The following is a 25,056-nucleotide window of genomic DNA, read 5'->3' as shown; positions in this document are numbered from 1 at the left end:
GCTTGGCCTGCCTGAAACAGCTGCAGCACCAGGCTGCTTCCCAGCCTGCGTTGGACGCACTGACGTCTCTGTTTCGCTCAGCATCGCTCTGGGCTAGGGCTGATCCCGTTCAAGGCTGCGCAACACCTGGCCGAACAGGAGCGAAACAGGATCGTTGTTGGCACGCATCACGGCGGAAACATCCAGATCCCCTGGATCAACGGCCTGCCAACCGGCCCGCGAGGGCGTGCGCAACTCGAAATGCAGGTGCGGCCCTGTGCTGAGACATGTGCTGCCGACGCGGCCAATCACCTCTCCCTGCCGCACCGGTTGACCGGGTCGCACGTAGATCTCCGAGAGATAGCCATAGAGCGTGCGGCGCAATGGCTCGGCGTGTTCCAGTTCGATGGCGACGCCATACCCACCGGCAAGACCACTGCTTAAGACCTGCCCCGAAAGAGCAGCCACCACCGGTGTGCCCTCCGGTGCCGCAAAGTCCCGCCCGGCATGCATCAGCCAGCTCCCCAGGATCGGATGCAGACGCCAACCAAACCCACTGCTTTTCAAAGCATCTCCAGCCACCGGGAAGAGCAGTTGACTGTCGCCATTGCCAGGAGTTGGCAGCGGACGGGGCGTGACCGCAAAGACGGATTCCAGCCGAAAGGTGCCGCCATCGGGGGCGAGAAGCGCTGACACGGGAACACGCAACGGTTGGCGGGAGGGGATCAAGCGAACCCGTGCTGAGGCAAGTGCCCCCGGCGGACGCCTGGCCACCCCGGAAGCACAGTCCTGCCGGGACAGAGCACCGGTGCGACAGGCCTCCTCAAAACGGCTTCGTTCGATGGGAACCGCCGCGCCACCGCCCCGGAGCAGCTTGCGCTCCTGGGACGTGATCACCCGTTGGCGAACCAGACCATCGAGCGACTGATCAAAACCCTGCGCAGCCGCGGCTGGAACCAACATCCAGATCAGCGCAAACCAAGCCAGCAAGGGACAAGACGGCTGTGCTCAGGAATCCTATGGATGGGACACCAACTCAGGGCCAGCGGCGCCAGGTTTCAGTCCTTGAACCCTGACGCAACCGCAGCCCTCCATCGCGTTCAAGGCCAGCAATCCTCCAGATCTGACCGTCTTGAGGATGGACGAGCTGATCAGACCAGAGCCTGGCCTGAACGCCATCGAGGCACCAGGCCCCATCGCCTCCTTCGTCGTGACAATGATCGAAGGCCAGCAAAACCTCCGCCGTCCATCGGATCGGATCCGCAGCCTGCTGCCCTTCAAGCCTTCTCAGAGCAATGGCATGGCCAGGAACTGCATTCCGCACATTCAGGCCCAGGCCGATGCGTAGCAAACGCAGCTGGGAGCCCCGCTGCACAACCCCTGGCAGAAGGCCCGCCAATTTGCGGCCGTTCACGAACAGGTCGTTGGGCCATTTGATCTGAACCGAAAGGCCCTGCTGCTCAAGCCGGTGCACCACCGAAAGGGCCAGCGCCAAGCCAAGCAAGCCGGCCTGACCGGACCCTTGGCTCCGCCAAGGCAAGGCAGCACTGATCCAGACACCACCTGGCGGAGAAACCCAGGCGCGCCCCCATTGGCCGACTCCCCGGCGCTGGTGGGTGGCAATGACGGCGCGAGGTCCCCTCAATGAAGGCTGATCGCGCAACCAGGCCCCCAGCAGCTCCTCCGTGCTGCTGCACACAGGCACATGACGGATGGACCAGTGGCGTGCCGAGGCACCAGCGAGGCGGCGATACGTCGCCATCAACCGGCCACCACCGAAGTGTGGGAATCGATGTTGCTGCATGCGTGGCTCAGTCATCCATCGCATCCGCGAGACGCGATGCAGCGTCCACCAACTCATTCACTGGCCGTACAAGCGCCATGCGCAGCCACTGGCGACCGCCGCCACCAAACCCAGACCCAGGGGTCAAGGCGACACCACTGCGCTGAAGCAGTTCCCTCGCGGCATCTTCATCACTCCAGCCCCGACGATGGGCCGCATCAGGCAAGGGGAACCAGAGGTACATCGCCATCTCTGGACAGGGAACCGACCAACCGCGTGCCCTGAGGGTCTCGACCACACGATCCCGTCGTTCGCGATAAGTCGGATGCAGTTGCCGCGGCCAATCGGGGAAGCGTTGCAAGGCCTGAATCGCACCCTGCTGCAGAGCCAGGCTCTGGTTGAAATCGATGACGGCCTTGGCGCGACGCAGGGCGGCAATCAGCGGTGCAGCCCCAACTGCAAAACCGAGTCTGAATCCCCCAAGGCACCAGCCCTTCGAAAGGGAGAAGAATTCAATGCCGCACTCCCTCCAGTTCGGAGCCTGCAAAAGCGAGGGAGGCTCTCCATCCAGGGCAAGATCCACATAGGGATTGTCGTGAGCGATCACCACGTCGTGCCGAGCTGCGATCGCCGTGATGCGATTGAGATCCTCCTGATCCCCCACCCGGGCTGATGGGTTGTGGGGATACCCCAAAACGAACAGCTTTAGTTGATCCCAGAGCTGGGGGCTGATGGTCGTCAGGTCCGGCCGCCAGTCGTTTTCTGGGGAAAGGGAAAGGGCCTTGGTCCGGGCTCCCGCCAGGTGCAATCCACCGGTATGGGATGGATAACAGGGGTCCAGATGCAGGGCGGCGTCATCCGGATCCAGGATCGCCAGCGGCAGATGGGCGGTTCCTTCCTGGGATCCCACCAACAACTGGACCTCATGATCAGGATCCACGGCAACGTCGAAGCGATGCCGACACCAGTCCGCGACGGCGGCATGAAAAGGCCTCAGGCCGGCTTGAAGGCAATAGGAGCTGCTGCTGGACTCCATGACCCCTGAGGCCATGGAGTGCAACAACGCCGTGGGAGGCCGAAGATCAGAGGATCCGATGGAGAGATCCACCAGATCCGAACGAACTGAAGAAGACGCCTCGAGCCGATAAGCCTGTTTGGCGGCATCAACACGGGCAAAAACAGCGCTGCCCAGTGAGGCAAGCCGCTTAGAGGTTGGCATCCAGGAAGGACTGCAACTGCGGTTTGGCGATGGCACCCTCGTGCCTTGCCACCACTTCACCGTTGCGGAAGAGGATCAGTGTGGGGATGCCCTGAACCTGATAAGCGTCACGGGTCTGAGGATTGGAATCCACCTCGAGCTTGCCGACGCTGACGCGATCGCCGTAGTCGCTCGCCACCCAATCCATCAACGGAGCGATCAGTCGGCAGGGGCCGCACCAGGCAGCCCAGAAATCGACGAGGACCGTGCCGGAAGCCTTGAGAACTTCACGTTCAAAACCAGCGTCGGTGAAATCGGCAACAGCTCCAGCCAAGGCACTCAAATAACTGAACTGATCCTATGGAAAGCCGGACGACTTTCCTGGGTTGATCAGAGCTTGTCGATGGATCGTTTCAAGTCTTCGAGTTCAGCATCCACCTCTTCCACCTGCACGGGCTTCACGACCTCAGAGGTCTCAGATGCGGGAAGAGCAACGGCTTCCGGGCCTTCCTTCAGCTGAGCGCGCAACGCCTCGAGATCATCATCAACACCGCCACCGCTTTCCAAAGCCGCGAACTGACTCTCCAGATCAGATCCAGCCAGCTCAGCCGCAGCCTGACCGGTGGCCTCCAGGGCCTCCACCTTTTCCTCCATTCGCTCGAAGGCCGCCATAGCGGAATCAGTGCCGATGCTGCCGACGGCACTTTGCAACTGCTGCTGGGCCTTGGCCGCCTGGGCCCTGGCCTTGAGCATGTCCTTCTTGGTCTTGGCCTCAGCGATCTTTCCTTCGAGGGCAACCAGACTCTTCTTGAGCGATTCCACCTGGCCGTCTTGGGCCTGCACCTGGGCCGTCAGCGAGGTCGCCGTCTCCTGGAAGGTCTTGCGGCGGGTCAATGCTTCCCGAGCCAGGGATTCCTCACCCTTCTTCAACGCCAGCTCAGCACGCTCATACCAGGTCTTGGATTGAGCTGCAGCCTGCTCAGCCTGGCTGGTCAGTCGCTTTTGACTCGCGATCGCCAGGGCAACCGCCTGACGCAACTTGACCAGATCCGCCTGCATGTCAGCGACGGATTGATCGAGGATCTTGGCCGGGTCCTCCATGCTGCTGACGGCAGCGTTGGCGTTGGCACGAACCAGCCTGCTCAGCCGATCAAAGAAACCCATGACTTGGCCTCAGACGCGCTGAGATTAGCGAGGTTCCTGCAGCAGTTCTGCCTAGGATCAACCCATGGCGGTTGCACCTGAATCCCAACGGCGTCGCCTTCCGGGCCTGGAGCTGCTGCAGTCAGCTGCGCCAGCGCCGGCGGAACACTTGAAAACCTGCCTCGGCGCACTTCAGAGGGAGTGGCGCAGGGACGACCATCTGGCAGCGCTCTGGCAGGACTGGCCGAGAGTTGCGGGAGCGCAACTGGCACCGCACTGCCGCCCCCTATCGCTGCAACGCGGGGTGCTGACCGTGGGAGCCAGCCATCCCCAATGGCGCCAGGCTCTCCTTTACAACAAGCCCCAACTGATCAGCGCCCTGCACCAAGCCGGCCACGCGGTGCGTGATCTGCGCATTCAGCAACACCACTCCCTCCAATCCCCGGTGCTGGAGAGCGAAGCCGGCATTTGGGCCAAACATCCGAGCCGCACCGATGTGCACGGCATGGGGACATGCCCGGACTGTGGCCGACCAGCACCCAACGGAGAAATCAAGCTCTGGGGGCACTGCGGTTTTTGCCATCGCCAGACCTTGTCGCCCTCTTAGGACCCCACAACTCAATACCGCTCCGGGCGCGGCTCTTCCCAGTCGGCATCGACGCCATCGGCCATCAGGGTTTGTGCCCGTTGCTCAAGGCGAGTGCGGTCCAGACGCCAAACGTCGTAGATCCCGATCTGTCCCAGCAGCTCAGGCTGCAGGTTCCTCCAATGATCCCGTTCTGCCGTTCCGCGATCGATCAGCACCAGCACGGTTCTGGAGGCACCGGGGCTCCCGAGGGGATATCCACTCCAGCCGCGTCGCTGTTCATGGGCCAGGCGATCCGCAATGTTGACCAACGCCCCATCGGATTGGCCTTCGTAAAGGATCACCTGGCCTGTGTAGAAGTGCAGCGAAGGCTTCATGGCGCCAACCATGACCATGGGCTCTCCACGGCGCTGCTGCGACAACATCAGTGAGGCCGCATCACGCACGGGCTGCTGACGCAGACGATCGGCGAGTTCAGCGATGGGAACCAGAGCCGTGAGATGAAATCCGAACAGACAGCCCTGCATGGCCAGCAAGGCCTGGGCGGCAGCACAACGCTGAAGAAACAGACCGGCTCCAAGCACGGCTGCAGCGCTGAACCAGACCGCAGACCACTTCAACAAACCGCTGGCGAGCAAATCCACCGACAGCGTCGGCATCTCCGGATCCTCGATCAAGTCAACCCAGAGCGATCCCAGCCAGAACCCAGCAGCCAGGACAGCGATCAAGGCCAGGCAAGTTGCCCAGGCCATCCGTTGCCAGCGCGAAGAGCCCACCGTGGCCTGGGCCACCAACAGGGCCGCCGCGGGGGTGGCGGGTAACCAATAACTGGGGAGCTTAGTGGCTGCGGTGGTGAACAGCAGCAGCACCGCCAACAGCCAGCACGCTGCGAATTGATGCAACGAATGCTCCGGAGCGATCCGAGATCGGGGCACCCTTGCCAGGCCTATCAGCAGGTAGGGCGTGAAGGGCAGGGCAGCCACGAGCATCACCGGGCCGAAAAACCACCAGGGCTGCAGGTGATTGTTCACCACGGAGGTGAAGCGTTGGAGGTTGTGGTAGCCGAAAAAGCTGTCCCAGAAGGGCTGTCCTTCCACCAGCAACTCCAGGGCGTACCAGGGAAGGCTGATCAGAGCGGTGAGCAGCAACCCGGGCAGCGGGCGCAGCCGCCGCCAGGGTTGAACGAGATCCCGTCGCAACGCTCCGAACATCAGCAGAGCGAGACCAGTCAGCACCACAGCAACAGGCCCCTTGGCCAGCACTGCGAATCCGAGGATCACCCAGGCTGGCCACCAGGCCACCTCTTGGGGGGCGGCAAAACGCCTCCATTGCAGCAACAGGCTGAGACCCAGCAGGCCACACAGCAGGGCATCACTCACCGCGGTACGGCTCCAGACGAGCACCAGCGGCGAGAAGGCAAAGGCCAGCGGTGCGATCAGTGCCGTCAAACGCGGTCGGGCATCGCCGGGGAACGGCCAGCGCAGCACCGTATCGGCGAGGCCAAGCATCAACCCAAGCGTGGCCAGGGTGGAAGGAAGCCGTGCCGCCCAACTGCCGAGAGGATCCCAAACCTCGCGTCCGGGCAAGGCATAACCGAACCCCATCAGCCAGTACACCAGGGGCGGTTTGTCGTAACGGGGCAAGCCGTTCACCCGAGGCGTCAGCCAATCGCCGGTGTCAGCCATGGCCCGTCCGGCTGCGGCAAACAACGGCGGAGTTTCATCCACCACACCGGTGGATCCCAACCGCCAAAAAGTGATAACGAGTCCCAGGGTCAGCACAAGTGCCAGAACCTGGCGTCGCTGGCGTCCTGAAACATTGACCGACAAGGGACCCTCAGCTCCTGCGGTCGATGCTGACATCCGCCGTCAGTCCTGTTCGAACCCACGCTTCAACACGCTGACTGAAGACCTCACAGGAGGCGTGCTCTTCAGCCCAGCTGCGGCAGAGGGAGCGCTCAATGCTGTCGACGCGCCGAAGCGCCTCCGTGAGGGCAGCAACATCGTCGGGCGGCACCAACCAGCCAGTGCGACCGGAACAGATCAGCTCCCCCGGTCCACCACGGTCATAGGCGACGACCGGAACACCACAGGCCAGGGCTTCAACCACAACATTGCCGTAGGCCTCATTCCATTTCGGTGTGTTGATCAGAGCGCGGCAGTGGCCCATCTCCTGCTGCAGCTCCTGGGTCGATCGAAATCCACGCCAGTCGATCGTGCCCTTGGGAACACTCGACTCCACCTGCCGCGCATAGGCGTCGTCCTCACGCAATCCCCAAACCAGAAGCTGTTCACCCAGGGCGGCAGCGGCAGCAGCAGCATCCTCCAGCCCCTTTTCCGGTGCGATGCGGCCCGCCCAACCCAGAGGGCCATTGGTCTGCCCTTGAAAGGTGTAGTTGCTGAGATCAAATCCGTTGCCCACAACACTGGGCGGAGAAGGCAGCCGGAAATCAGCGGCCTGGCGGTGGGTGTGAAAAGCAAGGCGACAGGAATCCCAGGCGGCGACGGCTTCGATCACATCGCGCATCACCGCAGCCACATCTCCCATGCTCACAAGATGAAAGAGCCTGGCGCTGACCCGTTGCGTCAGCCACAGCGGCAGCCAGTCGTAGCCACCGTTGATCACGGCGTCGGCGGACTGACCCACATCGAGCGCGGCCTCCCAGAGAGCCGGCAGAAGCCCATTACGGGGAATTTCGACCGGCGCATGCTCGGCGGCGTGCTGCCAGCTGGGCTGGTTCACACCCTCTACCTCCAGCAACTCAACTCCGGTGCAGTCGGCGGGGAGTGTGGAGCCCTTGGCGGCCACAACCGTGAGCCTGTGGCCATTCCGCACCAACCCCTGCACCAAGGATCGGAGGGTGAGCTCCACACCTCCACCCTCGCCACTGCCGAGGGCCCCGATGGGCGTGTTGACGATGACGAGGTGAAGCGGCGACTCCGTCATGAGGAGGGGTCCGCAAGCGGTAGCGGCTCCCAGAACCGGCGACGTTGACTCACAAAGATCACCGACACGAGCACCATCACAACACCGATCCACTGGAGCAGATCAAGGCGCTCTCCCAGCAACCAACCACCGGTGGCCAAGGCAAACACAGGGGTGAGAAATCCAAGGCTGCTGAAACTGGTGAGATCGCGCTGATTGGCGAACCAGAAGAACAATCCGTAGGCCAGGGCGCTTCCGAGCAAACTTGCGTACCCCATGCGCGCCCAGTCCGTTGCCGTCCAGACCAAGCCGGCATCCGTGCGCTGCAGGGCATGAACCCCGAGCAAGGGAAGTCCCCCCAGCACCATGTGCCAGGCCGTAACGCTGACCGGATCACTGTGGCGTGAGGCAAAACGAATCAACACCGTCCCAGCTGCCATGGCGACGGCCGCCAGCAACATCCAGCCCTCACCGGGCTGAAACAACTGCTGCACCACCGGCGGGTCAGCCAGCAACCACCAATGTCCCAACAGCTCAGCCGGTAGGCCGATGCAGACGATTCCAGCCAAACCGATGGCCAGCCCCATCCAGCCGATGGGATTGATCGACTCCATGAACAACGCGCGTGCCATCAGGGCCACCAACAGAGGTTGGCAATCAATCAGGACGGAACCGAGACCCGCGCCTGTGCCCTCCAACCCCCGCGCCAAGAGGCCTTGAAACAAGGTGGCATCCACCAGGGTGAACAGGAGGAACCAAGGCCGATCACGGGAATCAATCGCCAGGCCTCGGCCGGTGCACTGGCCCCAGAGCAGAAGAGCCAAACCGGCGGGCACAAGGCGCAAGCCAGCAACCAGCCAAGGCCCTGCGCTGGCGAGCAATGGCGCCATGGCGGTCATCGCCGTTCCCCAGAGCGCGAAGGGCAACACCATCAGAAACCAGAGTCGCAACGACGGCATGGATGGGCGCTGGGGTGCTCTTTTTAAGATCTGGAGCGATGCAGATGCGCAACATGATCTGGCCCTGGCGGCGAAAATCCCGACGACGGATGGCGCGCATCGTTGTTGATGGCCCCATCACCGGTGCCACGAGGAAGCGGGTGCTCAAAGCGCTGCGGGAGGTGAAGCAAAGGGAATTTCCAGCACTGCTGCTGCGCATTGACAGCCCCGGCGGCACGGTCGGAGACAGCCAGGAGATTCATGCAGCCCTGCTGCGGCTCCGGGAACAGGGCTGTCGTGTGGTGGCCAGCTTCGGCAACATCTCCGCCTCCGGCGGCGTCTACATCGGTGTGGCTGCGGAGAAAATCGTCGCCAATCCCGGCACGATCACCGGTTCCATCGGGGTGATCCTGCGGGGCAACGACCTCTCGCGGGTGTTCGAAAAGATCGGGATTCGCTTCGACACGGTGAAGAGCGGCCCGTTCAAGGACATCCTTTCCCCGGATCGTCCGCTGAGCGATGCCGAACGTGCCTTGCTTCAGGAGCTGATCGACAGCAGCTACGGCCAGTTCGTTGGTGTTGTGGCGAAGGGACGAAACCTTGAGCTGGAAACGGTGAAGCGCTTCGCCGATGGACGGGTGTTCAGCGGAGAACAGGCACAGGCGCTGGGCTTGGTGGATGAACTCGGCGACGAAGACCATGCCCGTCAACTCGCGGCGCAACTGGCCGATCTCGACGCGGACGACATTCGCCCCGTCACCCTGGGCAAGCAACGCCGCAAGCTCAGTGGCTTACTGCCTGGATCCCAGCTCCTGCATCAACTGCAGCAGCGACTCTCGATTGAATTGATGGGCAGCGGTCAAGTGCTTTGGCTGTACCGCCCATGACCAGCTCACCCCTTGTTCTGAGAGGCCTGCGCGGGGCCACCACCTGCACAGAGAACAGCTCGGAGGCCATCCATGCGGCGGTCAGCGCCCTGATGGACGCCCTTGTCGATCGCAATGATCTGACCCCCGATCAGCTGGTGTCGGTGACCTTCTCGGTCACCGCCGATCTCGACGCCTGTTTCCCAGCGGCCATTGCCCGGCGGCGGCCCGGCTGGGACACTGTGGCTTTGCTGGATTGCCAGCAAATGGCTGTTCAAGGCGACCTCCCACGCTGCATCCGTGTTCTGGCCCACGCCTGGATCCCACAGGACCAGCAACCCGTGCATCCTTATCAAGGCGACGCGCAGCGGCTCCGTCCAGACAGATCTGGTCACAACTGACAGATCAGCCTCCGACCCCTGAGATCACCGCCCACTGGTTGGACTCAGGAGAATCCCATCATCAAGATTCTTCCCATGGCCCGTTCCACCATCAGACGCTTGCTTGCTGGAGCCGGCACTGCTGCAGCTCTATTAATGGGCTCAGCACTCACCGGAACTCCCGAGCAGATCGCCCACGCCCAGGGCACACCGGGGCTGATGGAATTCCGCTGGGACAACGACCGCGATTACCGGAAGCTGTACTACTACCAAACCTCCAGCATCGAAAACGACCGCTCGGAGTGGTATCTCACCCTGCGCGAAAAGGACCGCAAGACCGCGATTCTCAAACTCACCGTCACCGTTCCGGACTACTTCGACTCCAAGCTCAAGCCCCACCGCATGCGCATTTGCCGCACCAGCGTTGGCAGCATGATGAGCCGCAGCAAGTGTCTCGAAGAGATCCCGGCGGTGATCGAGGTCAACAAAGACCAAACAGAAATCGTGGTCTTCCCCGACACGCCGCTGCCTTCAGACGGGGACTACGCGCTTCACATCAAGCTGTTCAACCCCCAGGGGAAGCGCATGTATCAGTTCAACGCTCTGGTGCAGGCCCCCGGCGATGTGCCGATGTCCGGCTACCGCGGCAGCTGGCTGATCGATGTGGACTGACTGATAAAATCCCAGATTCAGATCGGCCGGTAGCCAGGAGACGTCCATGACCAAGCGCACCCTCGGGGGAACAAACCGCAAGAGGAAGCGCGTCTCGGGTTTCCGTGTACGGATGCGCTCACACACCGGCCGTCGTGTGATCCGCACGCGCCGCAAGCGCGGCCGCGCCCGCCTCGCCGCTTGATGGTGTGGGGTGAATTCAGAGGATTCACCCCAGCCTCGGCATCCCCAAACAGGATTGGTTGATGGTCCTTCCCGCCTCCATGCGATTGCGCGGGCATCGATGCTTCAACCGTTTGCACCGGTCCTCCAAGCGCCAACACGGAACCTTGATGGTTCTGCGAGTCGCTGCAGGTGATCCCAAATTGCTTCGCCGGGAGTTGTGGGGCATCCAGGAAAGAACCTGCCGCTGCGCCTTGGTGATCAGCAACAAAGTGAGCAAGCGTTCCGTCAAGCGGAACCGGCTCAGGCGGCTTCTGCATGACCACCTGCGTCGACGTTTTGAACAACGAAACGATCTGGCGGGCCGGTGGTTGCTGATCAGCCTTCGCCCGGAAGCCGCGGAAGCCGACCCCACACAGTTGCTCGAAGAATGCGACAGTCTTCTGAGAAGCGCCGGACTAGATCCATGACCAGCATTCAGGAAGATGTCCACTACGACGGTGGACCAGCCCGCGGGGATCTGATCTTCAACATCCTGCTTGGCTTCACGCTGATCGGTCTTCCCTTCACCATCGGAGCCGTTGTTCGGGCCCTTTGGTTGCGCTTCCGCATCACCAGTCGCCGCATCTCGGTGACGGGGGGCTGGATGGGCAAAGACAAAACCCAGGTTGTGTATTCACAGATCAGCGAAGTGCGCACCGTGCCCCGGGGCTTCGGTGCCTGGGGAGACATGGTGTTGGTGCTCAAGGACGGCGCCAGGCTCGAACTGCGCTCGATGCCCCGATTCCGGGAAGTTGAGGCCTACATCCTCGAACGCATCAGCAGCCGTGCGGCCAAAGCCCAAGAGAAAACCACTGAAGGTTTCGCCGCCTGAGTGCAGCTGTTCATGCACACTGGCCTCACAACGTCCCGCCCCCCCGTTTCTTCAACGTGATCGGATACATCTCCGACAACCTGCTGATTCCAATCCTGGACTTCTTCTACGGGTTGGTTCCGAGCTATGGCCTGGCCATCGTCGCCCTCACCCTCGTGATCCGGATCGCGCTCTACCCCCTGAGCGCAGGATCGATTCGCAGCGCTCGGCGCATGCGCATCGCCCAACCGGTGATTCAGAAACGTCAGGCTGAGATCAAAAGCCGGTATGCCAACAATCCTCAGAAACAGCAGGAGGAGCTGGGCAATGTGATGAAGGAATTCGGCAGCCCCCTGGCGGGATGCCTGCCGCTGCTGGTGCAGATGCCGATCCTGTTTGCACTGTTTGCAACCCTGCGGGGGTCACCGTTCGCCGATGTCCCTTACACCTTGAACATGAAGGTGTTGCCGGCCGACCAGATCGCTGCCGTTGAACCCAAACCCTTCAACAGCGCCAGCCATTCCATCTTCATCGGTGAAACCGACCACGTGCCGGTGATCGCCAGCCTGCCGCGGGGCACCAAGATCGGCGTTGGCGACAGCGCCACCGTGAACCTTCATACGAAGGACGGTCGCGCCTTCAGCGACGTGCTCACGGATGTTGAGAACCCTGGACGCTTCTCCCCCACATGGGCAGTGACCAAAGGTGATGACATCGTCAGCGTCAGCGAGGACGGCACGATCACGGCACTCGCCTCCGGTGACGCCACCGTTGAAGCGAAGATTCCGGGCCTGGCAGCCCGTAGCGGCTTCCTGTTCATCAAAGCCCTAGGCCAGGTCGGCTTCTATGCCGACGGTGCCATCAACTGGGACATCGCCATTCTCGTTGCCGGCTTCGGCATCACCCTGTTCATCTCCCAACTGCTGTCGGGCATGGGCATGCCTGCCAACCCTCAGCAGGCCACGGCCAACAAAATCACTCCGGTGATGATCACGGGGATGTTTTTGTTCTTCCCACTCCCCGCCGGCGTTCTGCTCTACATGCTGATCGCCAACATCTTCCAAGGCCTGCAGACGTTCATCCTCACCAAAGAGGCACTGCCCGACAACCTGCAGAAAATTCTGGATCAGCAAATGGCCCAGAAAACAGTGACGGTCTCTGCCACCTCAGGCGGCTCACGCCTGCCCTTTGAACCGAAGGGCAAGTGATCGAGGCACTGGAGCCTGTTCCCCTCCAGGAGCTCCGGGCCCTCGGCACCGCGAAAGTCTGGGAGGTTGAGGGTGAGCTCGATGAGCTCCCCTCACTCACACCAGTGCGAGGCCATGTTTCCGCAGAGCACCGCGGCAACGTCTTGGCGGTTGAGGGGAGACTCAACACGATCGTCACGCTCTGCTGCGATCGCTGCCTGAATCAGTTCAATCAGAAGCTCAGCTGCACGCCTTCCGAGCTGATATGGCTAGGAGACGAGCAACCGACGGCCGACGAGCTGGAGCTTTCCGGAGAGGCGGCCGAGATGGAAGGGCTGGTGGATGTTCTCGATCCACGCGGTCAATTTGACCCCCAGCAATGGGCCTTCGAACAACTCAACCTGCTGTTGCCGGTCGTCAACCACTGCGGTGACCACTGCCCAGGCCCACCCGGCCTCCAGCAGCAGCCCGTGATCCCAGACACCAAGACAAAGGCTGTGGATCCCCGCTGGCAGGCCCTGCAGCAGCTTCAGCAGCAGATCGATCAGCCATGAGCAGTGCCACCTGGGGACATCAGATCGACCTTCTGGTGCGGGCGCGCACACCCCTGATCTGGGTGCGGAGCAATGAGGAAGCCCGGGTGGAGAGCCTGCTGGGAGAGGCTGCTCAGCGGCTTGCACGCCAGCTGGTCTGCTGGAATTTCATCGATGGCATCAGCGGGCCGGTGAATGCCGATGGCCAGGGGAGCCGTCAACCGATGGCCATGCTGCAGTGGCTTCAGCAACGGGATGCGGGCAGCCCTACCCTGCTGCTCGCCAAGGATTTTCATCGTTTCTGCGATGACCCGGGCGTTGCCCGGATGCTGCGCAATCTCGAAGCATCCCTGCGCAGCACCCCGCACACCCTGGTGTTGTGCTGCGGGCAATGGACACCCCCCGGCGACCTGGAAGAAAGCCTCACGCTTCTCGATCTCCCCCTTCCCGACAGCGACGACCTGCGCCGGCTGATCAGCAGCATCGGCACCAGCAGCGGCAGCCCACTGCCAGCTCCTGTCCTGGATGAATTGGCTCAGGCCTGCAGCGGGCTCAGCGAGATGCGTGTTCGCCAGGTGGCCGCCCGGGCCCTTGCCCGCCGCGGCCAATTGGGATCTGAGGATCTGCAGGACGTTCTGGACGAAAAACGCCAGACGATTGCCCGCAGTGAGGTGCTGGAGTTCTGTCGCAGCGATGCGGGCACCGAAGCCATCGGAGGCCTCGATGGTCTCAAGACCTGGCTGAACCAACGGCACCGGGCCTTCTCGGAAGATGCACGGCGTTTCGGACTGCCTCTGCCCCGTGGGGTCCTGCTCGTGGGTCCTCAAGGCACCGGCAAATCCCTCACGGCCAAGGCCATTGCCTGCAGTTGGTCGATGCCCCTGTTGCGGCTGGATGTGGGGCGGCTTTTCGCGGGTCTGGTGGGGGCCAGCGAGGCACGCACCCGCGAGATGATCCAACGGGCTGAAGCCATGGCACCCTGCGTGCTCTGGATCGATGAGATCGACAAGGGCTTCGGCGGGGATGGCCGCAGTGACGGCGGCACAACCCAGCGGGTTCTGGCCAACGTGCTCACCTGGATGGCGGAGAAACAGTCACCGGTGTTCGTGGTGGCCACCGCCAACGGCGTTGAGAAGCTGCCACCGGAGCTGCTGCGCAAGGGACGTTTCGATGAGATCTTCATGCTCGATCTGCCCAGCAGCGCTGAGCGCCGCAGCATTCTTGAGCTGCATCTGGAACGGAGACGACCGGGGCTGAAGCTTCCCCTGGAGACGGTGGTAAGCCGCAGTGAGGGCTTCTCAGGTGCCGAGCTGGAGCAGACCGTGATCGAAGCGATGCACCTGGCCTTTGCCGACAACCGTGAGTTGACGGAGCCTGATCTGATTGGAGCGGCCTCCCAGCTCATCCCCCTCTCCCGCACCGCCAGCGAACAACTCGAGCGGCTGAAACAGTGGGCTGACGGCGGCCGTGCCCGCCCCGCCTCTGTTGCTGCAGGTAACGAAGCCTGACGCGGCGTAACGAACACCCGCCTTGAGTAAGGCGCTGGCCGGCGCGCTCCCTACGGTCCCAACAACAGCAGGACCAACGTGGAGAGCCGCAACGACATCGCCACTCAGCTCTGCGTGGCCTGCCTTGGTGCCGGTGTGATCACGACCATGGCCGTCGCCCAGGGGCAAAGCCCCCTCACCGCCCTCGGCATCACCCTGTTCTCGGGCATCGCAGCGGTGATGGTCGGCCAGGTGCTCTGAAACGGACTGCCATAGGCTGCCGGCGCTGACGCCCCTGAAACCGTGCTCGATCAGCGCCTTGTGCGTGACAACCCCGAAACGATCGCCCAGCAACTGGAGCGTCGAGGTAATGCTGTTGATCTCACCAAACTGCAGTTGATTGCCCAGCAGCAGCGCGATCTGGAGCAACAACGCAGCAACCTGCAGGCGGAAGGAAACCGGATCGGCAAGGAAGTCGGCCAACACATCAAGTCGGGCGCTGATCCCAAAGGCGACGAGGTCGCCGAACTCCGCCAACAGGGCAATGCCATCAAGCAGAAGGTGGCGGTGCTGGAGGAGGAAGAGAAGCAGCTCTCCAGCGAGCTCAAGCAGCAGCTACTGGGGTTCCCCAACCTCCCCTCAGAGGCCTGCCCTGATGGACGCAGCGAAGACGACAACGTTGAAGTGTGCCGCTGGGGTACCCCCCGGGTTGATGACAGCCTCGACGAGCACTGGCAGATCGCTGAGCGGTTACAGCTGTTCGACACCGAACGCTCCGTCCGCATTGCGCAGAGCCGTTTTGTCACGCTGATGGGCCAGGGGGCACGCCTGGAGCGTGGCCTGATCAATTTCATGCTCGACCTCCACACGAGCAAGGGCTACCGCGAGGTGCTGCCCCCTGTGCTGGTGAACAGCGCCAGCCTCACCGGATCAGGACAACTGCCCAAGTTCGCTGAGGAAAGCTTCCGTTGCGCGGAGGACGACCTCTGGCTGACACCGACCGCTGAGGTGCCCGTGACCTCCCTGCACCGGGACGAAATCATCCCGGCAGATCAACTGCCCCTGCGCTACGCCGCCTACAGCCCCTGCTTCCGCCGTGAGGCCGGCAGCTACGGCCGCGACACCCGTGGCCTGATCCGCCTGCACCAATTCAACAAGGTGGAGCTGTACTGGTTTGTGCACCCCGATCACTCCGAAGAGGCGCACCAACAGATCACGGCTGATGCAGAGGCCGTGCTTCAGGCGCTGGAGCTGCCCTATCGGGTTTTGGACCTCTGCACCGCCGACCTCGGCTTTTCCGCCCGCCGGACCTACGACCTCGAGGTTTGGCTGCCGGGAGCAGGGGCTTACCGGGAAATCTCCAGTTGCAGCGTCTGTGGCGATTTCCAGGCGCGACGGTCCTCCATTCGCACCAAGGAGGGCAAGGCCACAAAGTTGGTTCACACCCTGAACGGCAGTGGCCTGGCCGTCGGCAGAACCATGGCGGCCCTGTTGGAGAACGGCCAACAGCCCGACGGCAGCGTCCTGCTGCCCAAAGCGCTGGTGCCCTACGTCGGCCGCGAGCGACTCCAGCCAGAATGATCCGACTGGACTCCTGACGGACATATGAACGTGTTGGCCGCCCTTCTGGTGCTCGCCCTGCTGATCGTGGTGCATGAGGCCGGCCATTTCCTTGCTGCCACGCTCCAGGGCATCCGCGTCAGCGGTTTTTCCATTGGCTTTGGCCCGGCCCTGATCAAGCGGCAACGGCGTGGGGTGACCTACGCCCTGCGGCTGCTGCCCCTGGGTGGTTTCGTCGCCTTCCCTGACGACGATGAGGAGAGCACGATCCCGGCTGATGATCCGGATCTGCTACGCAATCGGCCCATCCCCCAGCAAGCCCTGGTGGTGGCTGCGGGGGTGTTAGCAAACCTGGCCTTGGCACTGGTGGTGCTGTTCGCTCAGGCAGCGTTTGTCGGCGTTCCCGCCGCGCCGGATCCGGGGGTTTTGGTGGTGCAGGTGCAACCGGGTGGCGCTGCCGCCCGCTCCGGGCTTCGTGCCGGTGACCAGATCCTCAGCCTGAATGCCCAACCCCTTGCTGCAGGACAACGGGGCGTTGAAGCGATGGTTCGGGATGTGAAAGCAGCACCCGAGCGAGCCATCCGTGTGGAGCGAAAGCGAGGAGACGAGACGTCCAGCCTTGAACTCATCCCTGACGATCAACAGGGCACAGGAAAAATCGGCGCCCAGCTGCAGGCCAACATCAGTGGGGAGATGCGCCCCGTGCGCAATCCCGGTGAACTGGTGCTCACCACCGGCTCGCAATTCAGCCAAATGCTGCAGCAAACCGTGCGTGGCTACGCCGGCCTCCTGACCAACTTCCGCGCCACGGCGGGGCAGGTGAGTGGCCCCGTCAAGATCGTTGAGATGGGAGCTCAGCTCAGCCAGCAGGGGGGATCCGGATTGGTGCTCTTCTCAGCCCTGATCTCCATCAATCTGGCGGTGCTCAATTCACTGCCACTGCCGCTGCTCGATGGCTGGCAGATGATGATGCTGGCGATCCAATCCGTTCGGGGGCGTCCGGTGTCTGAACGGATCCAAATGGCCTTCGTGCAATCCGGTTTTCTTCTGTTGGTGGGGCTCACACTTGTGCTGATCGTGCGTGACACCAGCCAGCTGCCGGTGGTCCAGCAATTGATGGGTCGCTAGGAGGATGATGGCGCCCATGTATCGTTGACTATTCGTTCACTCGCTGCCCTCAGCTGCATGGCCAAGAAGTCGATGATCGCTCGCGATGTGAAGCGCAAAAAAACGGTTGAGCGCTATGCGGCCAAGCGCGCAGCACTGATGGCAGCCTTCAACGCAGCCGAAGATCCGATGGATCGCCTGGAGATCCATCGCAAGATTCAGGCTCTGCCCCGCAACAGCGCACGCATCCGTGTGCGCAACCGCTGCTGGGCCACCGGCAAGCCCCGTGGCGTTTATCGCGATTTCGGTCTCTGCCGTAACCAGCTGCGTGAGCGCGCCCACAAAGGTGAACTGCCCGGCGTGGTCAAGTCCAGCTGGTGATCAGCCTGTCGCCATGGCGTCGTGAGGGGGAGGCTTGGCCTCCCCTTTCTTGTGAAGAGCAGCCATGAAATGTCAGACTTGGGATTGACAAAAGGACATAAGACGTCGTGCAAGGACAAACCCAGTCGATCTCCTTTGACGGACGCGAGATTCGACTGACCACCGGGCGCTTCGCCCCTCAGGCGGGAGGATCCGTCTTGGTGGAGTGTGGCGACACCGCCGTGCTTGTGACCGCAACCCGTTCAGGCGGACGAGAAGGCATTGATTTTCTGCCGCTGATCTGCGATTACGAGGAGCGGCTTTATGCAGCTGGCCGCATTCCCGGCAGCTACATGCGTCGTGAGAGCCGCCCCCCCGAACGCGCCACGCTCACGGCCCGACTGATTGACCGCCCGATGCGGCCACTGTTCCCCAGCTGGCTGCGCGACGACCTGCAGGTGGTGGCCACCTGCCTGTCCCTTGATGAGCGGGTCCCCGCTGATGTTCTTGCGGTGACGGGCGCATCGATTGCCACGCTGCTGGCGGGCATCCCCTTCAACGGCCCGATGGCCGCCGTGCGGGTGGGTCTGCTCGGGGATGACTTCGTGCTCAACCCGAGTTATCGGGAGATCGAACGGGGTGATCTGGACCTGGTGGTCGCCGGCACCCCTGACGGCGTGGTGATGGTCGAGGCCGGCGCCAACCAACTGCCCGAGCAAGACGTGATCGAGGCGATTGATTTCGGCTACGAAGCGATCTGCGAACTGATCAAGGCACAGGAACAGCTGCTGAAGGATCTGGGCATCACCCAGGTAAAGCCTGAGAAGCCGGAGGAAGACAGCACCGTTCCTGCCTATCTGGAGAAGCAATGCACCAAGGCGATCAGCGCTGTCCTCAGCAAATTTGATCAGAGCAAGGACGAGCGGGACACAGCCCTGGAAACCGTGAAGGGCGAGGTGTCCGAGACCATCGCAGGTCTGAAGGACGACCATGCCGTTCGCCAAGCCCTGGCCAGCAGCCCGAAACTGCTCGGCAACAGCTTCAAGGCGCTGACCAAGAAGTTGATGCGTCAGCAGATTCTCAAAGACGGCAAGCGTGTGGATGGACGCGGCCTCGACGAGGTGCGTCAGATCAGCGCCATGGCCGGCGTCCTGCCGCGCCGGGTGCATGGTTCAGGTCTGTTCCAACGTGGACTCACCCAGGTGCTCTCCACCGCAACACTGGGCACCCCCAGCGATGCCCAGGAGATGGACGACCTCCATCCCAACACCGAGAAGCTGTACCTGCACCACTACAACTTCCCTCCCTACTCCGTCGGTGAAACGCGGCCGATGCGCTCCCCCGGTCGTCGTGAGATCGGCCATGGCGCCCTCGCCGAACGCGCCATTCTTCCGGTGCTTCCCGAGAAGGACACCTTCCCCTACGTGGTGCGTGTGGTGAGCGAAGTGCTCAGCTCCAATGGCTCCACCTCGATGGGTTCCGTCTGCGGCAGCACTCTGTCCCTGATGGATGCCGGTGTGCCGCTAAAGGCTCCGGTGAGTGGCGCAGCCATGGGTCTGATCAAAGAGGGCGATGAGGTGCGGATCCTCACCGACATCCAGGGCATCGAGGACTTCCTCGGCGACATGGACTTCAAGGTGGCCGGCAGCGAAAAGGGCATCACCGCCCTGCAGATGGACATGAAGATCACCGGCCTCTCGGTGAAGACGGTGGCCGAAGCCGTCAACCAGGCACGTCCAGCAAGGCTCCACATCCTCGAGAAGATGCTCGAGGCGATCGACACCCCTCGGGACAACCTGTCTCCCCATGCCCCACGTCTGCTCAGCTTCCGGATTGATCCAGAGCTGATCGGCACTGTGATTGGCCCCGGTGGACGCACGATCAAGGGCATCACCGAACGCACCAACACCAAGATCGACATCGAGGACGGCGGCATCGTAACCATCGCGTCCCACGATGGTGCTGCGGCTGAAGAAGCCCAGAAGATCATCGAAGGCCTGACCCGCAAAGTGAACGAGGGTGAGGTGTTCTCCGGTTCGATCACCCGGATCATCCCGATCGGCGCCTTTGTGGAGATCCTTCCGGGCAAGGAAGGCATGATCCACATCTCGCAGCTCTCCGAAGCTCGCGTCGAGAAGGTCGAAGACGTGGTGAAGGTGGGCGACGAGGTGACCGTGCGGGTGCGAGAAATCGACAACCGCGGCCGCATCAACCTCACCCTGCGGGGCGTGCCCCAAGCCGGCGATGCCTCCGAAGTGGAGCCTCAACCCACCCCGGTGGCACCGCTCAGCTGATCAGGTCTCAGACCTGAAAGCCGGGATCGATCTCGGCCATGGCCCGCGTCGCACGCTCTCCGAGCTCGGCGTGGGCTTTTCCATGGCTGGCGATCAGACAGCCGGCCTGTCGCACATCGCCGGTGTTGTAGGTGAGGTCGGCCTGATCGGCATGGGTGAAACGACCACCGGCCGCCAGCAACACCGCCTCCGGAGCAGCCATGTCCCAATCCTTGGGAGCGCTCGTGCCGGAGAGGGAAACGTAGAGGTCGGTTTCGCCTCTCAGGATCGTGGCCACCTTGAAGCCAACGCTGCCCACGGCTTTGGAACCGCCGAGATTGAGGGCATCAATGAGCTTGACCAAACGGTCGTCGCGGTGGCTGCGGCTGGCCACCAGGATCAGATCTGAAACCTCGGTTCTGTCGCTGAAGCGAACAGGCGACCGCTCACCTTGACGGTCTTCACACCAGGCACCCTCACCAACGATGCCGATCCAAAGTTCATCGGCATCCGGCAGAAGCACAACGCCGATCACCGGCCGCTTGTCGCGAACCAGGGCCAGATGAACGGCGTATTCGCCAGTGCCCTGCAGGAAATCCTTGGTGCCGTCCAGGGGATCGAGGATCCACAACCACTCCGCCGGCAGCGGTTGGCCTTCGGTGAGCTGCTCCTTGGCGGTCTCCTCGCTGAGCAGCATCCAGTCGGCCTGGGGGAACGCGGCCGACAGTCCATCCAGCAACCACTTGTTCACGGCCAGATCAGCCGCAGACACAGGGCCCTCTCCGCCGTCATCGACACTCAACGCCTTGGGGAAACCATGCGGAGGCTGCTCGCCGCGGGCATAGGCCCGCAGGATGTCGGCGGCACCCCAACTCAGGCGACGCAATTCCGTCAGCAGAGCCTCCTTGTCAACGCCAGCGGGGAGGACGGCGGAGCTGGGCATCATGATCAACAGAGGCGCTCGCCATTGTGATGCAGCGGGATGAACCAAGCGGCGGCAGCCTGTATCTGGTGGGCACTCCCATTGGTCATCTGGGGGACCTGTCACCACGCGCCCGTGACTTGCTCCGCAGCGTGGATGTGATCGCCTGTGAAGACACCCGCCACAGCGGACAGCTGCTCAGCAGCCTTGGAGCGGGCGGCCGCAAGCTGTCCTTTCATCAGCACAACACCCGCACCCGCGTGCCACAACTGCTGGATCTGCTGGCGGAGGGTCAAAGCCTGGCGGTGATCAGTGATGCCGGGCTGCCGGGCATCAGCGACCCCGGTGAAGAGCTGGTGGCCGCCGCGCATCAGGCCGGCCATCCCGTGATCTGCATCCCTGGCCCCTGCGCCGCCACCACTGCTCTGGTGAGCAGCGGCCTGCCCAGCGGACGCTTCTGCTTCGAAGGATTTCTGCCGACCAAAGGCAAGGAACGGCGGGCCCGCCTCGAAGCCATCAGCCATGAACCCCGCACAACGGTGCTGTACGAAGCGCCGCACCGCCTGATCACGTTGCTAGAGGAACTCCAGCACCACTGCGGAGGAGACCGTTCTCTGCAGGTGGCACGGGAACTGACCAAACGCCATGAAGAACAGGTGGGGCCGACGGTGGATCGTGCCCTGCTGCACTTTCAGCAGCACCCGCCCCAGGGGGAATGCACGGTTGTGCTGGGTGGAGCACCGTCGCAGAACGTAGAAGAACCCAACGACGACGACCTGCTCAGGCAGCTGCAGGCGTTGCAGGACGAGGGTGCAAGCGCCAGCGACGCTGCACGGCAATTGGCCCAGACCACAGGGCTGTCCAGAAGACGCCTGTATGCCCTCTTGCACCAGGGCACGTCAAACTGAGCCCGTCGACGGTTGTGCTGTGTTGATTCGCCTGCGTCTTCTGCTGATCAGCTTTGGCGGTGGCCTGCTGCTGTTGCTGCTGCTCTGCCTTGGAGCCCAGAACCTTCAGGATCGCCACGCGCTCCAACTCGGGGGGCAGCGCTCAGTGCCTCTTCCCACGGGTTTTCTCGTGGGGATTGCGTTGGTGATCGGCGTGATCAGCGGCGGAACGGTAACGGCCGTTTTGCTTCCCGATCAACGCGATCGCTTCGATTGAGAGCAATGAGGTAAGAGCAATCAGCGGCGGTGCTCAGGCATCCAGCGCAATCAAGGTTCCGTCCAACACCAGTCGTGTAATGCCCCGGGCCAACAGGTAACTGCTGGTGCGCTGAAACACAGCCGTATCGGGAACCTTGATCACCCGCTGACTACGCCCGCACTGGCGCTTGGCTGCACGGGGGCTGGCAAACAGGCACAACCCCTGACGTTCCTGTTCGGCATCGTCGAGGAGGCCCAATTCGGGGAACTCTTTGAGGGGGCGCGCATCCAGCTCGACCACCTTGTCGACCAGCATGTAGGCGCTGTCCGGCAGCAGGTCGACACTGAACGGTTGGGCTTGATTCAGTGGGCGATCGCTGAGATTTCCCACCCCAAGCAGGGGAACAAGCTCCGTGAATGTTTCAACGCTGCCGTTGTCATCGTCTTCGGCGAGCTCCTCCTCAGAGTCTTCGCCGAAGTCATCGGCGTCATCAAGAGCCAGGCTGCTGTCGTCTTCCTTAAGGGAGTCAACCTCTGGTTCTTCCGCCTGAGTGACGGTTGGCGGGGGAGGAGTGGCCAGCCCTTTTTGCCTGCTGGCCTTCAGCGCGGCATAAGCATCAGCTGGCAATAGTGCTTTCACCGTGCGACTCACGGTGTTGGGGCTGCAGCCAAAAGCCTCAGCCAAAGCTGATGTTGACTCGCCGGCCTTGTAGCGACCGACCAGATCCTGCTTCTCGCTGTCGCTGAGACGACGCGGGGCCATGGATGCCGATCAAGAGCCCATCACCTTAGGTGGCGCAAGGCTTCCAAATCCAGCCTGCCTCGATGCAGCCTGCCAAGATGTGGTCGCTTGCTCCCTTAGCTCAGCTGGATAGAGCAACTGCCTTCTAAGCAGTCGGTCGATGGTTCGAATCCATCAGGGGGCGTCAACAGTCATGCCAATGGTTCTCAGCGATTTGCTGGGAGCCGTTTTCCCTTGAAAATCAACAAATGTGCGCAAAATTGTGCGCAGATTTGACCCAAGCCCAGCCGGACAGGGTGTTGGGTAGCGATTTCCGCGCACAGACTGCAAAGAGCGGTACCCGCACTCGAAGAGGACCCATCCCCAGCAAGGCCACTGTTCAGCGGTGCATCAGCAAGCTGTCGCCACACTGGGATGACGAGCAGCTTGAGGCTGTCGTATCAATGTTCAAAGCGCACGGCTTGCTGTGAACCAACTACTGATTGCCATCCTCTTTTTGGCTGCTGCATTGGACGCTCCAGCTAGAGCAGATAGCGAAGCAGATTGGAGAAAGGTAGACGAAGCGTCTTCTTATATGGGTCAAGAAATGTCCCCACCAAAATTCGTTGATATTAATTCTGCTTTACTTACATCTGATGGATATATCGTCTTCAGGCAAATAGCTCCTATCCCAACTTATGAGATGAGGAACGGAAAAGTGTATGCCAACAAAAGCAAGCGCAATTTTGAAAATCGATGGCAATATTATGGAATTGACTGCAAAGAAAAGCACTTTGCCTCCTCTAAGCAGTATCCAAAATTCAAGAGTTCAGCAAGGCATTATGGAAAAGATGTTGTTCACAATGGGAACAAAGTATACAACAACACTTGGCCAAGAAATGTTGAGAAGCTTCTGTGTGGCAAGACTGGGATCAGGTCTATTCCCCATACAGTTGGTCAAATACTATTTTTGAATTGTATCGAAGGGAAAAATTCAAATATCAAGCCTTTGCCCTATGACAAAGCTGTGATGCTTGGAGTGATCAAATGAATCCTTTGGCGCAGATTAGTCGGTTTTTATTGACAGTTCCGTTGATCGCTGTGTCGACAACACTTTTGCATGCACAGCGACCCATTTATGCTTCGGAGCTTATCCAGGATTTCTTTCTAGATGATGCACGCATGCAGCAACATATGCAAAAATCATCTGGACAGGAAGATGCTCTAATTACAAAAAAAGATATCGACGAATTTCGTAAAGGAATTTGCTTGGCATGGGATAACTACCGACGATACCCTCCTAATCAGGGTATTAAAGAGCTGTGCGTAAAGCTTATTTCAGGCAATGCTCCTTCAAGAATAAATGCTTTGCCAACCAAGCAAAAGCCTCTCCAGGAAGATTCTCATTCAGCCTGCCTCAACGCAAAAGATTACGAGGGCTGCATGCGGTATCAGGCTGGCCGATCTGAAACTAAAGCAGACAATTGCAAGCCAGGTAAGTGGTGTAAGGCTACTGCTGGCATAGATATTTTAGGCAAGCCTAAGATTGAAGGATGGTGGATGAAGTCGACGCCCGAATCCCAAAGTGTTGGTTATTTGAGGCCAAAGCCTCGAAAAGTCCTTGTGAGGGGAAAAACGGATAGATATATCGCTAGGGAAATGGTAATTCGCTATTACCAGGCTCCAAGAGCTGGAACAGCGCCAACGACAACAACCATTGGCTCTTCGACTACAAACTGTTATGACGCAGGTTATTCGTTTAATTGCACAACCACACCAGCAACAACGATCACTAGTCCTGGTGTAGCAGCCCGACCAGGAGGCGTTGTTCAATTCACGGTTACAACTGTTATTGACTGCCATGAAAAGACAGTGGGCAATCACCGTGGCAATCAGTTAGACGGCAAGTGGGTCAAGCTAAGTAAAACAAGTCATCAGAAATTGGCGAATAACTTCTGCCCAGTCGTTGAATCATTGGAATTGTCGAGCTTCAGTAAATATGCTGAGTAGTGTTGGATCATTTAAATACTGAGATACCTGAAGCCACAGAAACAAATCATTTTTTTAGGGGCTGATCAATGGCCAGAACCAGCAGAGCTGAACGCCACAGACGCCGTGAATCAGCTTTAGCTCTAGTCAGTCAGGGCAAGGGGTTCAGCGACGTTGTGACCGCACAGATGTCTCAATGGGGGTGCAGTAGGTCATCTGCCCAGCGGGACTGTCGTTGGGCGCATGACCAGCTCCAGCTGAGCATTGATTCACACGATGCTCAACAC

29 protein-coding genes and 1 tRNA gene are annotated in these 25,056 nt (G+C 61.2%); 20 read left to right on the top strand and 10 right to left on the bottom strand.

Going from position 1 to position 25,056, the window contains the following annotated elements; translation table 11 throughout:
- Window positions 1-93: 93 nt before the first annotated feature.
- From DXY02_RS04560 to DXY02_RS04540, 5 genes are all read right to left on the bottom strand, one after another.
- Window positions 94-942, bottom strand: a complete 849-nt coding sequence (locus DXY02_RS04560; RefSeq protein WP_114988292.1) for a M23 family metallopeptidase — start codon at window positions 940-942, stop codon at window positions 94-96.
- 73 nt (window positions 943-1,015) lie between these two features.
- Window positions 1,016-1,807: a biotin--[acetyl-CoA-carboxylase] ligase gene (locus DXY02_RS04555; RefSeq protein ID WP_244276148.1), complete on the bottom strand. Its 792-nt coding sequence runs from the start codon at window positions 1,805-1,807 to the stop codon at window positions 1,016-1,018.
- Window positions 1,791-2,981, bottom strand: a complete 1,191-nt coding sequence (locus DXY02_RS04550; RefSeq protein ID WP_114988235.1) for an aminotransferase class I/II-fold pyridoxal phosphate-dependent enzyme — start codon at window positions 2,979-2,981, stop codon at window positions 1,791-1,793. Before DXY02_RS04550 ends, DXY02_RS04555 begins: the two co-directional genes overlap by 17 nt.
- The gene (trxA, locus tag DXY02_RS04545; RefSeq protein ID WP_170950537.1) at window positions 2,968-3,294 is read right to left on the bottom strand and encodes a thioredoxin; all 327 of its coding nucleotides are present in this window, start codon (window positions 3,292-3,294) and stop codon (window positions 2,968-2,970) included. Before trxA ends, DXY02_RS04550 begins: the two co-directional genes overlap by 14 nt.
- Window positions 3,295-3,350: 56 nt before the next feature.
- Window positions 3,351-4,124: a PspA/IM30 family protein gene (locus tag DXY02_RS04540; RefSeq protein ID WP_114988233.1), complete on the bottom strand. Its 774-nt coding sequence runs from the start codon at window positions 4,122-4,124 to the stop codon at window positions 3,351-3,353.
- A 64-nt stretch (window positions 4,125-4,188) separates the two neighbouring features.
- Between DXY02_RS04540 and DXY02_RS04535 the strand changes: the two genes are divergently transcribed.
- Complete coding sequence (locus DXY02_RS04535) at window positions 4,189-4,710, top strand: DciA family protein (RefSeq protein ID WP_114988232.1); 522 nt, start codon at window positions 4,189-4,191, stop codon at window positions 4,708-4,710.
- Window positions 4,711-4,721: 11 nt separating this feature from the next.
- Here the strand turns inward: DXY02_RS04535 and DXY02_RS04530 are convergent, their stop codons facing one another.
- Genes DXY02_RS04530 through DXY02_RS04520 form a run of 3 tightly spaced genes read right to left on the bottom strand, consistent with a single transcriptional unit; the run spans window position 4,722 to window position 8,573 of the window.
- Window positions 4,722-6,551 (bottom strand): glycosyltransferase family 39 protein, encoded by a 1,830-nt coding sequence (locus DXY02_RS04530; protein ID WP_114988231.1) that lies wholly within the window; start codon window positions 6,549-6,551, stop codon window positions 4,722-4,724.
- Complete coding sequence (locus DXY02_RS04525; RefSeq protein ID WP_114988230.1) at window positions 6,526-7,635, bottom strand: glycosyltransferase; 1,110 nt, start codon at window positions 7,633-7,635, stop codon at window positions 6,526-6,528. Before DXY02_RS04525 ends, DXY02_RS04530 begins: the two co-directional genes overlap by 26 nt.
- The gene (locus DXY02_RS04520; RefSeq protein ID WP_114988229.1) at window positions 7,632-8,573 is read right to left on the bottom strand and encodes a DMT family transporter; all 942 of its coding nucleotides are present in this window, start codon (window positions 8,571-8,573) and stop codon (window positions 7,632-7,634) included. Before DXY02_RS04520 ends, DXY02_RS04525 begins: the two co-directional genes overlap by 4 nt.
- Window positions 8,574-8,626: 53 nt before the next feature.
- Between DXY02_RS04520 and sppA the strand changes: the two genes are divergently transcribed.
- The 14 genes from sppA (at window position 8,627) to DXY02_RS04455 (ending at window position 20,013) form a co-directional block, all read left to right on the top strand.
- On the top strand, window positions 8,627-9,439 hold the full coding sequence (gene sppA / locus DXY02_RS04515; RefSeq protein WP_114988291.1) for a signal peptide peptidase SppA: 813 nt from the start codon (window positions 8,627-8,629) through the stop codon (window positions 9,437-9,439).
- Window positions 9,436-9,819: a chorismate mutase gene (gene aroH, locus DXY02_RS04510; RefSeq protein ID WP_114988228.1), complete on the top strand. Its 384-nt coding sequence runs from the start codon at window positions 9,436-9,438 to the stop codon at window positions 9,817-9,819. The genes sppA and aroH overlap by 4 nt, the downstream gene beginning before the upstream one ends.
- A 75-nt stretch (window positions 9,820-9,894) precedes the next feature.
- Window positions 9,895-10,470 carry a DUF2808 domain-containing protein gene (locus DXY02_RS04505; RefSeq protein WP_114988227.1) on the top strand — a complete coding sequence of 192 codons (576 nt, stop codon included), beginning with the start codon at window positions 9,895-9,897 and terminating at the stop codon, window positions 10,468-10,470.
- A 46-nt stretch (window positions 10,471-10,516) separates the two neighbouring features.
- Window positions 10,517-10,654, top strand: coding sequence for a 50S ribosomal protein L34 (gene rpmH, locus DXY02_RS04500; protein WP_011363584.1), 138 nt, complete (start codon window positions 10,517-10,519; stop codon window positions 10,652-10,654).
- 61 nt (window positions 10,655-10,715) lie between these two features.
- Window positions 10,716-11,102 (top strand): ribonuclease P protein component, encoded by a 387-nt coding sequence (locus tag DXY02_RS04495; protein WP_114988226.1) that lies wholly within the window; start codon window positions 10,716-10,718, stop codon window positions 11,100-11,102.
- Window positions 11,099-11,506 (top strand): PH domain-containing protein, encoded by a 408-nt coding sequence (locus tag DXY02_RS04490; RefSeq protein ID WP_114988225.1) that lies wholly within the window; start codon window positions 11,099-11,101, stop codon window positions 11,504-11,506. Before DXY02_RS04495 ends, DXY02_RS04490 begins: the two co-directional genes overlap by 4 nt.
- A gap of 56 nt (window positions 11,507-11,562) precedes the next feature.
- On the top strand, window positions 11,563-12,693 hold the full coding sequence (gene yidC / locus DXY02_RS04485) for a membrane protein insertase YidC (protein WP_114988224.1): 1,131 nt from the start codon (window positions 11,563-11,565) through the stop codon (window positions 12,691-12,693).
- Entirely contained in the window at window positions 12,690-13,226 is a 537-nt protein-coding gene (locus DXY02_RS04480) for a DUF177 domain-containing protein (RefSeq protein ID WP_114988223.1), read from the top strand. The genes yidC and DXY02_RS04480 overlap by 4 nt, the downstream gene beginning before the upstream one ends.
- Window positions 13,223-14,713 carry an AAA family ATPase gene (locus DXY02_RS04475; protein WP_114988222.1) on the top strand — a complete coding sequence of 497 codons (1,491 nt, stop codon included), beginning with the start codon at window positions 13,223-13,225 and terminating at the stop codon, window positions 14,711-14,713. Before DXY02_RS04480 ends, DXY02_RS04475 begins: the two co-directional genes overlap by 4 nt.
- A gap of 78 nt (window positions 14,714-14,791) precedes the next feature.
- Window positions 14,792-14,953, top strand: a complete 162-nt coding sequence (locus tag DXY02_RS12430; protein ID WP_006852120.1) for a hypothetical protein — start codon at window positions 14,792-14,794, stop codon at window positions 14,951-14,953.
- 42 nt (window positions 14,954-14,995) lie between these two features.
- A complete protein-coding gene (gene serS / locus DXY02_RS04470) occupies window positions 14,996-16,273 on the top strand; it encodes a serine--tRNA ligase (RefSeq protein WP_114988221.1) in 1,278 nt (425 codons plus the stop codon).
- A gap of 24 nt (window positions 16,274-16,297) precedes the next feature.
- Window positions 16,298-17,380 (top strand): RIP metalloprotease RseP, encoded by a 1,083-nt coding sequence (gene rseP / locus DXY02_RS04465; protein ID WP_114988220.1) that lies wholly within the window; start codon window positions 16,298-16,300, stop codon window positions 17,378-17,380.
- Between the two features lie 57 nt (window positions 17,381-17,437).
- The gene (gene rpsN, locus DXY02_RS04460; RefSeq protein ID WP_011363576.1) at window positions 17,438-17,740 is read left to right on the top strand and encodes a 30S ribosomal protein S14; all 303 of its coding nucleotides are present in this window, start codon (window positions 17,438-17,440) and stop codon (window positions 17,738-17,740) included.
- A 107-nt stretch (window positions 17,741-17,847) separates the two neighbouring features.
- Window positions 17,848-20,013: a polyribonucleotide nucleotidyltransferase gene (locus DXY02_RS04455; protein WP_114988219.1), complete on the top strand. Its 2,166-nt coding sequence runs from the start codon at window positions 17,848-17,850 to the stop codon at window positions 20,011-20,013.
- Window positions 20,014-20,020: 7 nt separating this feature from the next.
- Here DXY02_RS04455 and DXY02_RS04450 read toward each other — a convergent pair whose 3' ends face one another.
- Window positions 20,021-20,938: a 3'(2'),5'-bisphosphate nucleotidase CysQ gene (locus DXY02_RS04450; protein WP_114988290.1), complete on the bottom strand. Its 918-nt coding sequence runs from the start codon at window positions 20,936-20,938 to the stop codon at window positions 20,021-20,023.
- A gap of 26 nt (window positions 20,939-20,964) precedes the next feature.
- Here DXY02_RS04450 and rsmI point away from each other — a divergent pair, with 26 nt between their 5' ends.
- Together rsmI and DXY02_RS04440 are read left to right on the top strand one after the other, a co-directional pair.
- Complete coding sequence (gene rsmI / locus DXY02_RS04445; RefSeq protein ID WP_114988218.1) at window positions 20,965-21,822, top strand: 16S rRNA (cytidine(1402)-2'-O)-methyltransferase; 858 nt, start codon at window positions 20,965-20,967, stop codon at window positions 21,820-21,822.
- 19 nt (window positions 21,823-21,841) lie between these two features.
- Window positions 21,842-22,078, top strand: a complete 237-nt coding sequence (locus DXY02_RS04440; protein ID WP_114988217.1) for a hypothetical protein — start codon at window positions 21,842-21,844, stop codon at window positions 22,076-22,078.
- Between the two features lie 33 nt (window positions 22,079-22,111).
- Here the strand turns inward: DXY02_RS04440 and DXY02_RS04435 are convergent, their stop codons facing one another.
- A complete protein-coding gene (locus DXY02_RS04435) occupies window positions 22,112-22,822 on the bottom strand; it encodes a helix-turn-helix domain-containing protein (protein WP_114988216.1) in 711 nt (236 codons plus the stop codon).
- An 89-nt stretch (window positions 22,823-22,911) separates the two neighbouring features.
- On the opposite strand from DXY02_RS04435, the gene DXY02_RS04430 reads away from it, so the two are divergent.
- The 3 genes from DXY02_RS04430 to DXY02_RS12120 all read left to right on the top strand — a co-directional run bounded on the left by DXY02_RS04430 (window position 22,912) and on the right by DXY02_RS12120 (window position 24,790).
- Window positions 22,912-22,985: transfer RNA gene (locus DXY02_RS04430), tRNA-Arg, on the top strand.
- Window positions 22,986-23,267: 282 nt separating this feature from the next.
- Window positions 23,268-23,831 carry a hypothetical protein gene (locus DXY02_RS12125; protein WP_137024403.1) on the top strand — a complete coding sequence of 188 codons (564 nt, stop codon included), beginning with the start codon at window positions 23,268-23,270 and terminating at the stop codon, window positions 23,829-23,831.
- On the top strand, window positions 23,828-24,790 hold the full coding sequence (locus DXY02_RS12120) for a hypothetical protein (protein ID WP_137024401.1): 963 nt from the start codon (window positions 23,828-23,830) through the stop codon (window positions 24,788-24,790). The genes DXY02_RS12125 and DXY02_RS12120 overlap by 4 nt, the downstream gene beginning before the upstream one ends.
- Window positions 24,791-25,056: the final 266 nt, after the last annotated feature.

Source organism: Synechococcus sp. N19 (genome assembly GCF_900474045.1).
GTDB lineage: Bacteria > Cyanobacteriota > Cyanobacteriia > PCC-6307 > Cyanobiaceae > Parasynechococcus.
This window is presented reverse-complemented; position numbering and strand designations above follow the sequence as displayed.

What these genes read in the sequence shown, in the direction of transcription:
- DXY02_RS04560 (WP_114988292.1), bottom strand. Translation starts at nt 942, where the DNA reads ATGTTGGTTCCAGCCGCGGCTGCGCAGGGTTTTGATCAGTCGCTCGAT.
- DXY02_RS04450 (WP_114988290.1), bottom strand. Translation starts at nt 20,938, where the DNA reads ATGATGCCCAGCTCCGCCGTCCTCCCCGCTGGCGTTGACAAGGAGGCT.
- DXY02_RS04530 (WP_114988231.1), bottom strand. Translation starts at nt 6,551, where the DNA reads ATGTCAGCATCGACCGCAGGAGCTGAGGGTCCCTTGTCGGTCAATGTT.
- sppA (WP_114988291.1), top strand. Translation starts at nt 8,627, where the DNA reads ATGATCTGGCCCTGGCGGCGAAAATCCCGACGACGGATGGCGCGCATC.
- DXY02_RS04435 (WP_114988216.1), bottom strand. Translation starts at nt 22,822, where the DNA reads ATGGCCCCGCGTCGTCTCAGCGACAGCGAGAAGCAGGATCTGGTCGGT.
- aroH (WP_114988228.1), top strand. Translation starts at nt 9,436, where the DNA reads ATGACCAGCTCACCCCTTGTTCTGAGAGGCCTGCGCGGGGCCACCACC.
- rsmI (WP_114988218.1), top strand. Translation starts at nt 20,965, where the DNA reads ATGCAGCGGGATGAACCAAGCGGCGGCAGCCTGTATCTGGTGGGCACT.
- DXY02_RS04555 (WP_244276148.1), bottom strand. Translation starts at nt 1,807, where the DNA reads ATGCGATGGATGACTGAGCCACGCATGCAGCAACATCGATTCCCACAC.
- rpmH (WP_011363584.1), top strand. Translation starts at nt 10,517, where the DNA reads ATGACCAAGCGCACCCTCGGGGGAACAAACCGCAAGAGGAAGCGCGTC.
- DXY02_RS04490 (WP_114988225.1), top strand. Translation starts at nt 11,099, where the DNA reads ATGACCAGCATTCAGGAAGATGTCCACTACGACGGTGGACCAGCCCGC.
- rseP (WP_114988220.1), top strand. Translation starts at nt 16,298, where the DNA reads ATGAACGTGTTGGCCGCCCTTCTGGTGCTCGCCCTGCTGATCGTGGTG.
- DXY02_RS12120 (WP_137024401.1), top strand. Translation starts at nt 23,828, where the DNA reads ATGAATCCTTTGGCGCAGATTAGTCGGTTTTTATTGACAGTTCCGTTG.
- DXY02_RS04525 (WP_114988230.1), bottom strand. Translation starts at nt 7,635, where the DNA reads ATGACGGAGTCGCCGCTTCACCTCGTCATCGTCAACACGCCCATCGGG.
- DXY02_RS04495 (WP_114988226.1), top strand. Translation starts at nt 10,716, where the DNA reads ATGGTCCTTCCCGCCTCCATGCGATTGCGCGGGCATCGATGCTTCAAC.
- DXY02_RS04550 (WP_114988235.1), bottom strand. Translation starts at nt 2,981, where the DNA reads ATGCCAACCTCTAAGCGGCTTGCCTCACTGGGCAGCGCTGTTTTTGCC.
- DXY02_RS04505 (WP_114988227.1), top strand. Translation starts at nt 9,895, where the DNA reads ATGGCCCGTTCCACCATCAGACGCTTGCTTGCTGGAGCCGGCACTGCT.
- DXY02_RS04520 (WP_114988229.1), bottom strand. Translation starts at nt 8,573, where the DNA reads ATGCCGTCGTTGCGACTCTGGTTTCTGATGGTGTTGCCCTTCGCGCTC.
- DXY02_RS04540 (WP_114988233.1), bottom strand. Translation starts at nt 4,124, where the DNA reads ATGGGTTTCTTTGATCGGCTGAGCAGGCTGGTTCGTGCCAACGCCAAC.
- DXY02_RS04475 (WP_114988222.1), top strand. Translation starts at nt 13,223, where the DNA reads ATGAGCAGTGCCACCTGGGGACATCAGATCGACCTTCTGGTGCGGGCG.
- rpsN (WP_011363576.1), top strand. Translation starts at nt 17,438, where the DNA reads ATGGCCAAGAAGTCGATGATCGCTCGCGATGTGAAGCGCAAAAAAACG.
- DXY02_RS04535 (WP_114988232.1), top strand. Translation starts at nt 4,189, where the DNA reads ATGGCGGTTGCACCTGAATCCCAACGGCGTCGCCTTCCGGGCCTGGAG.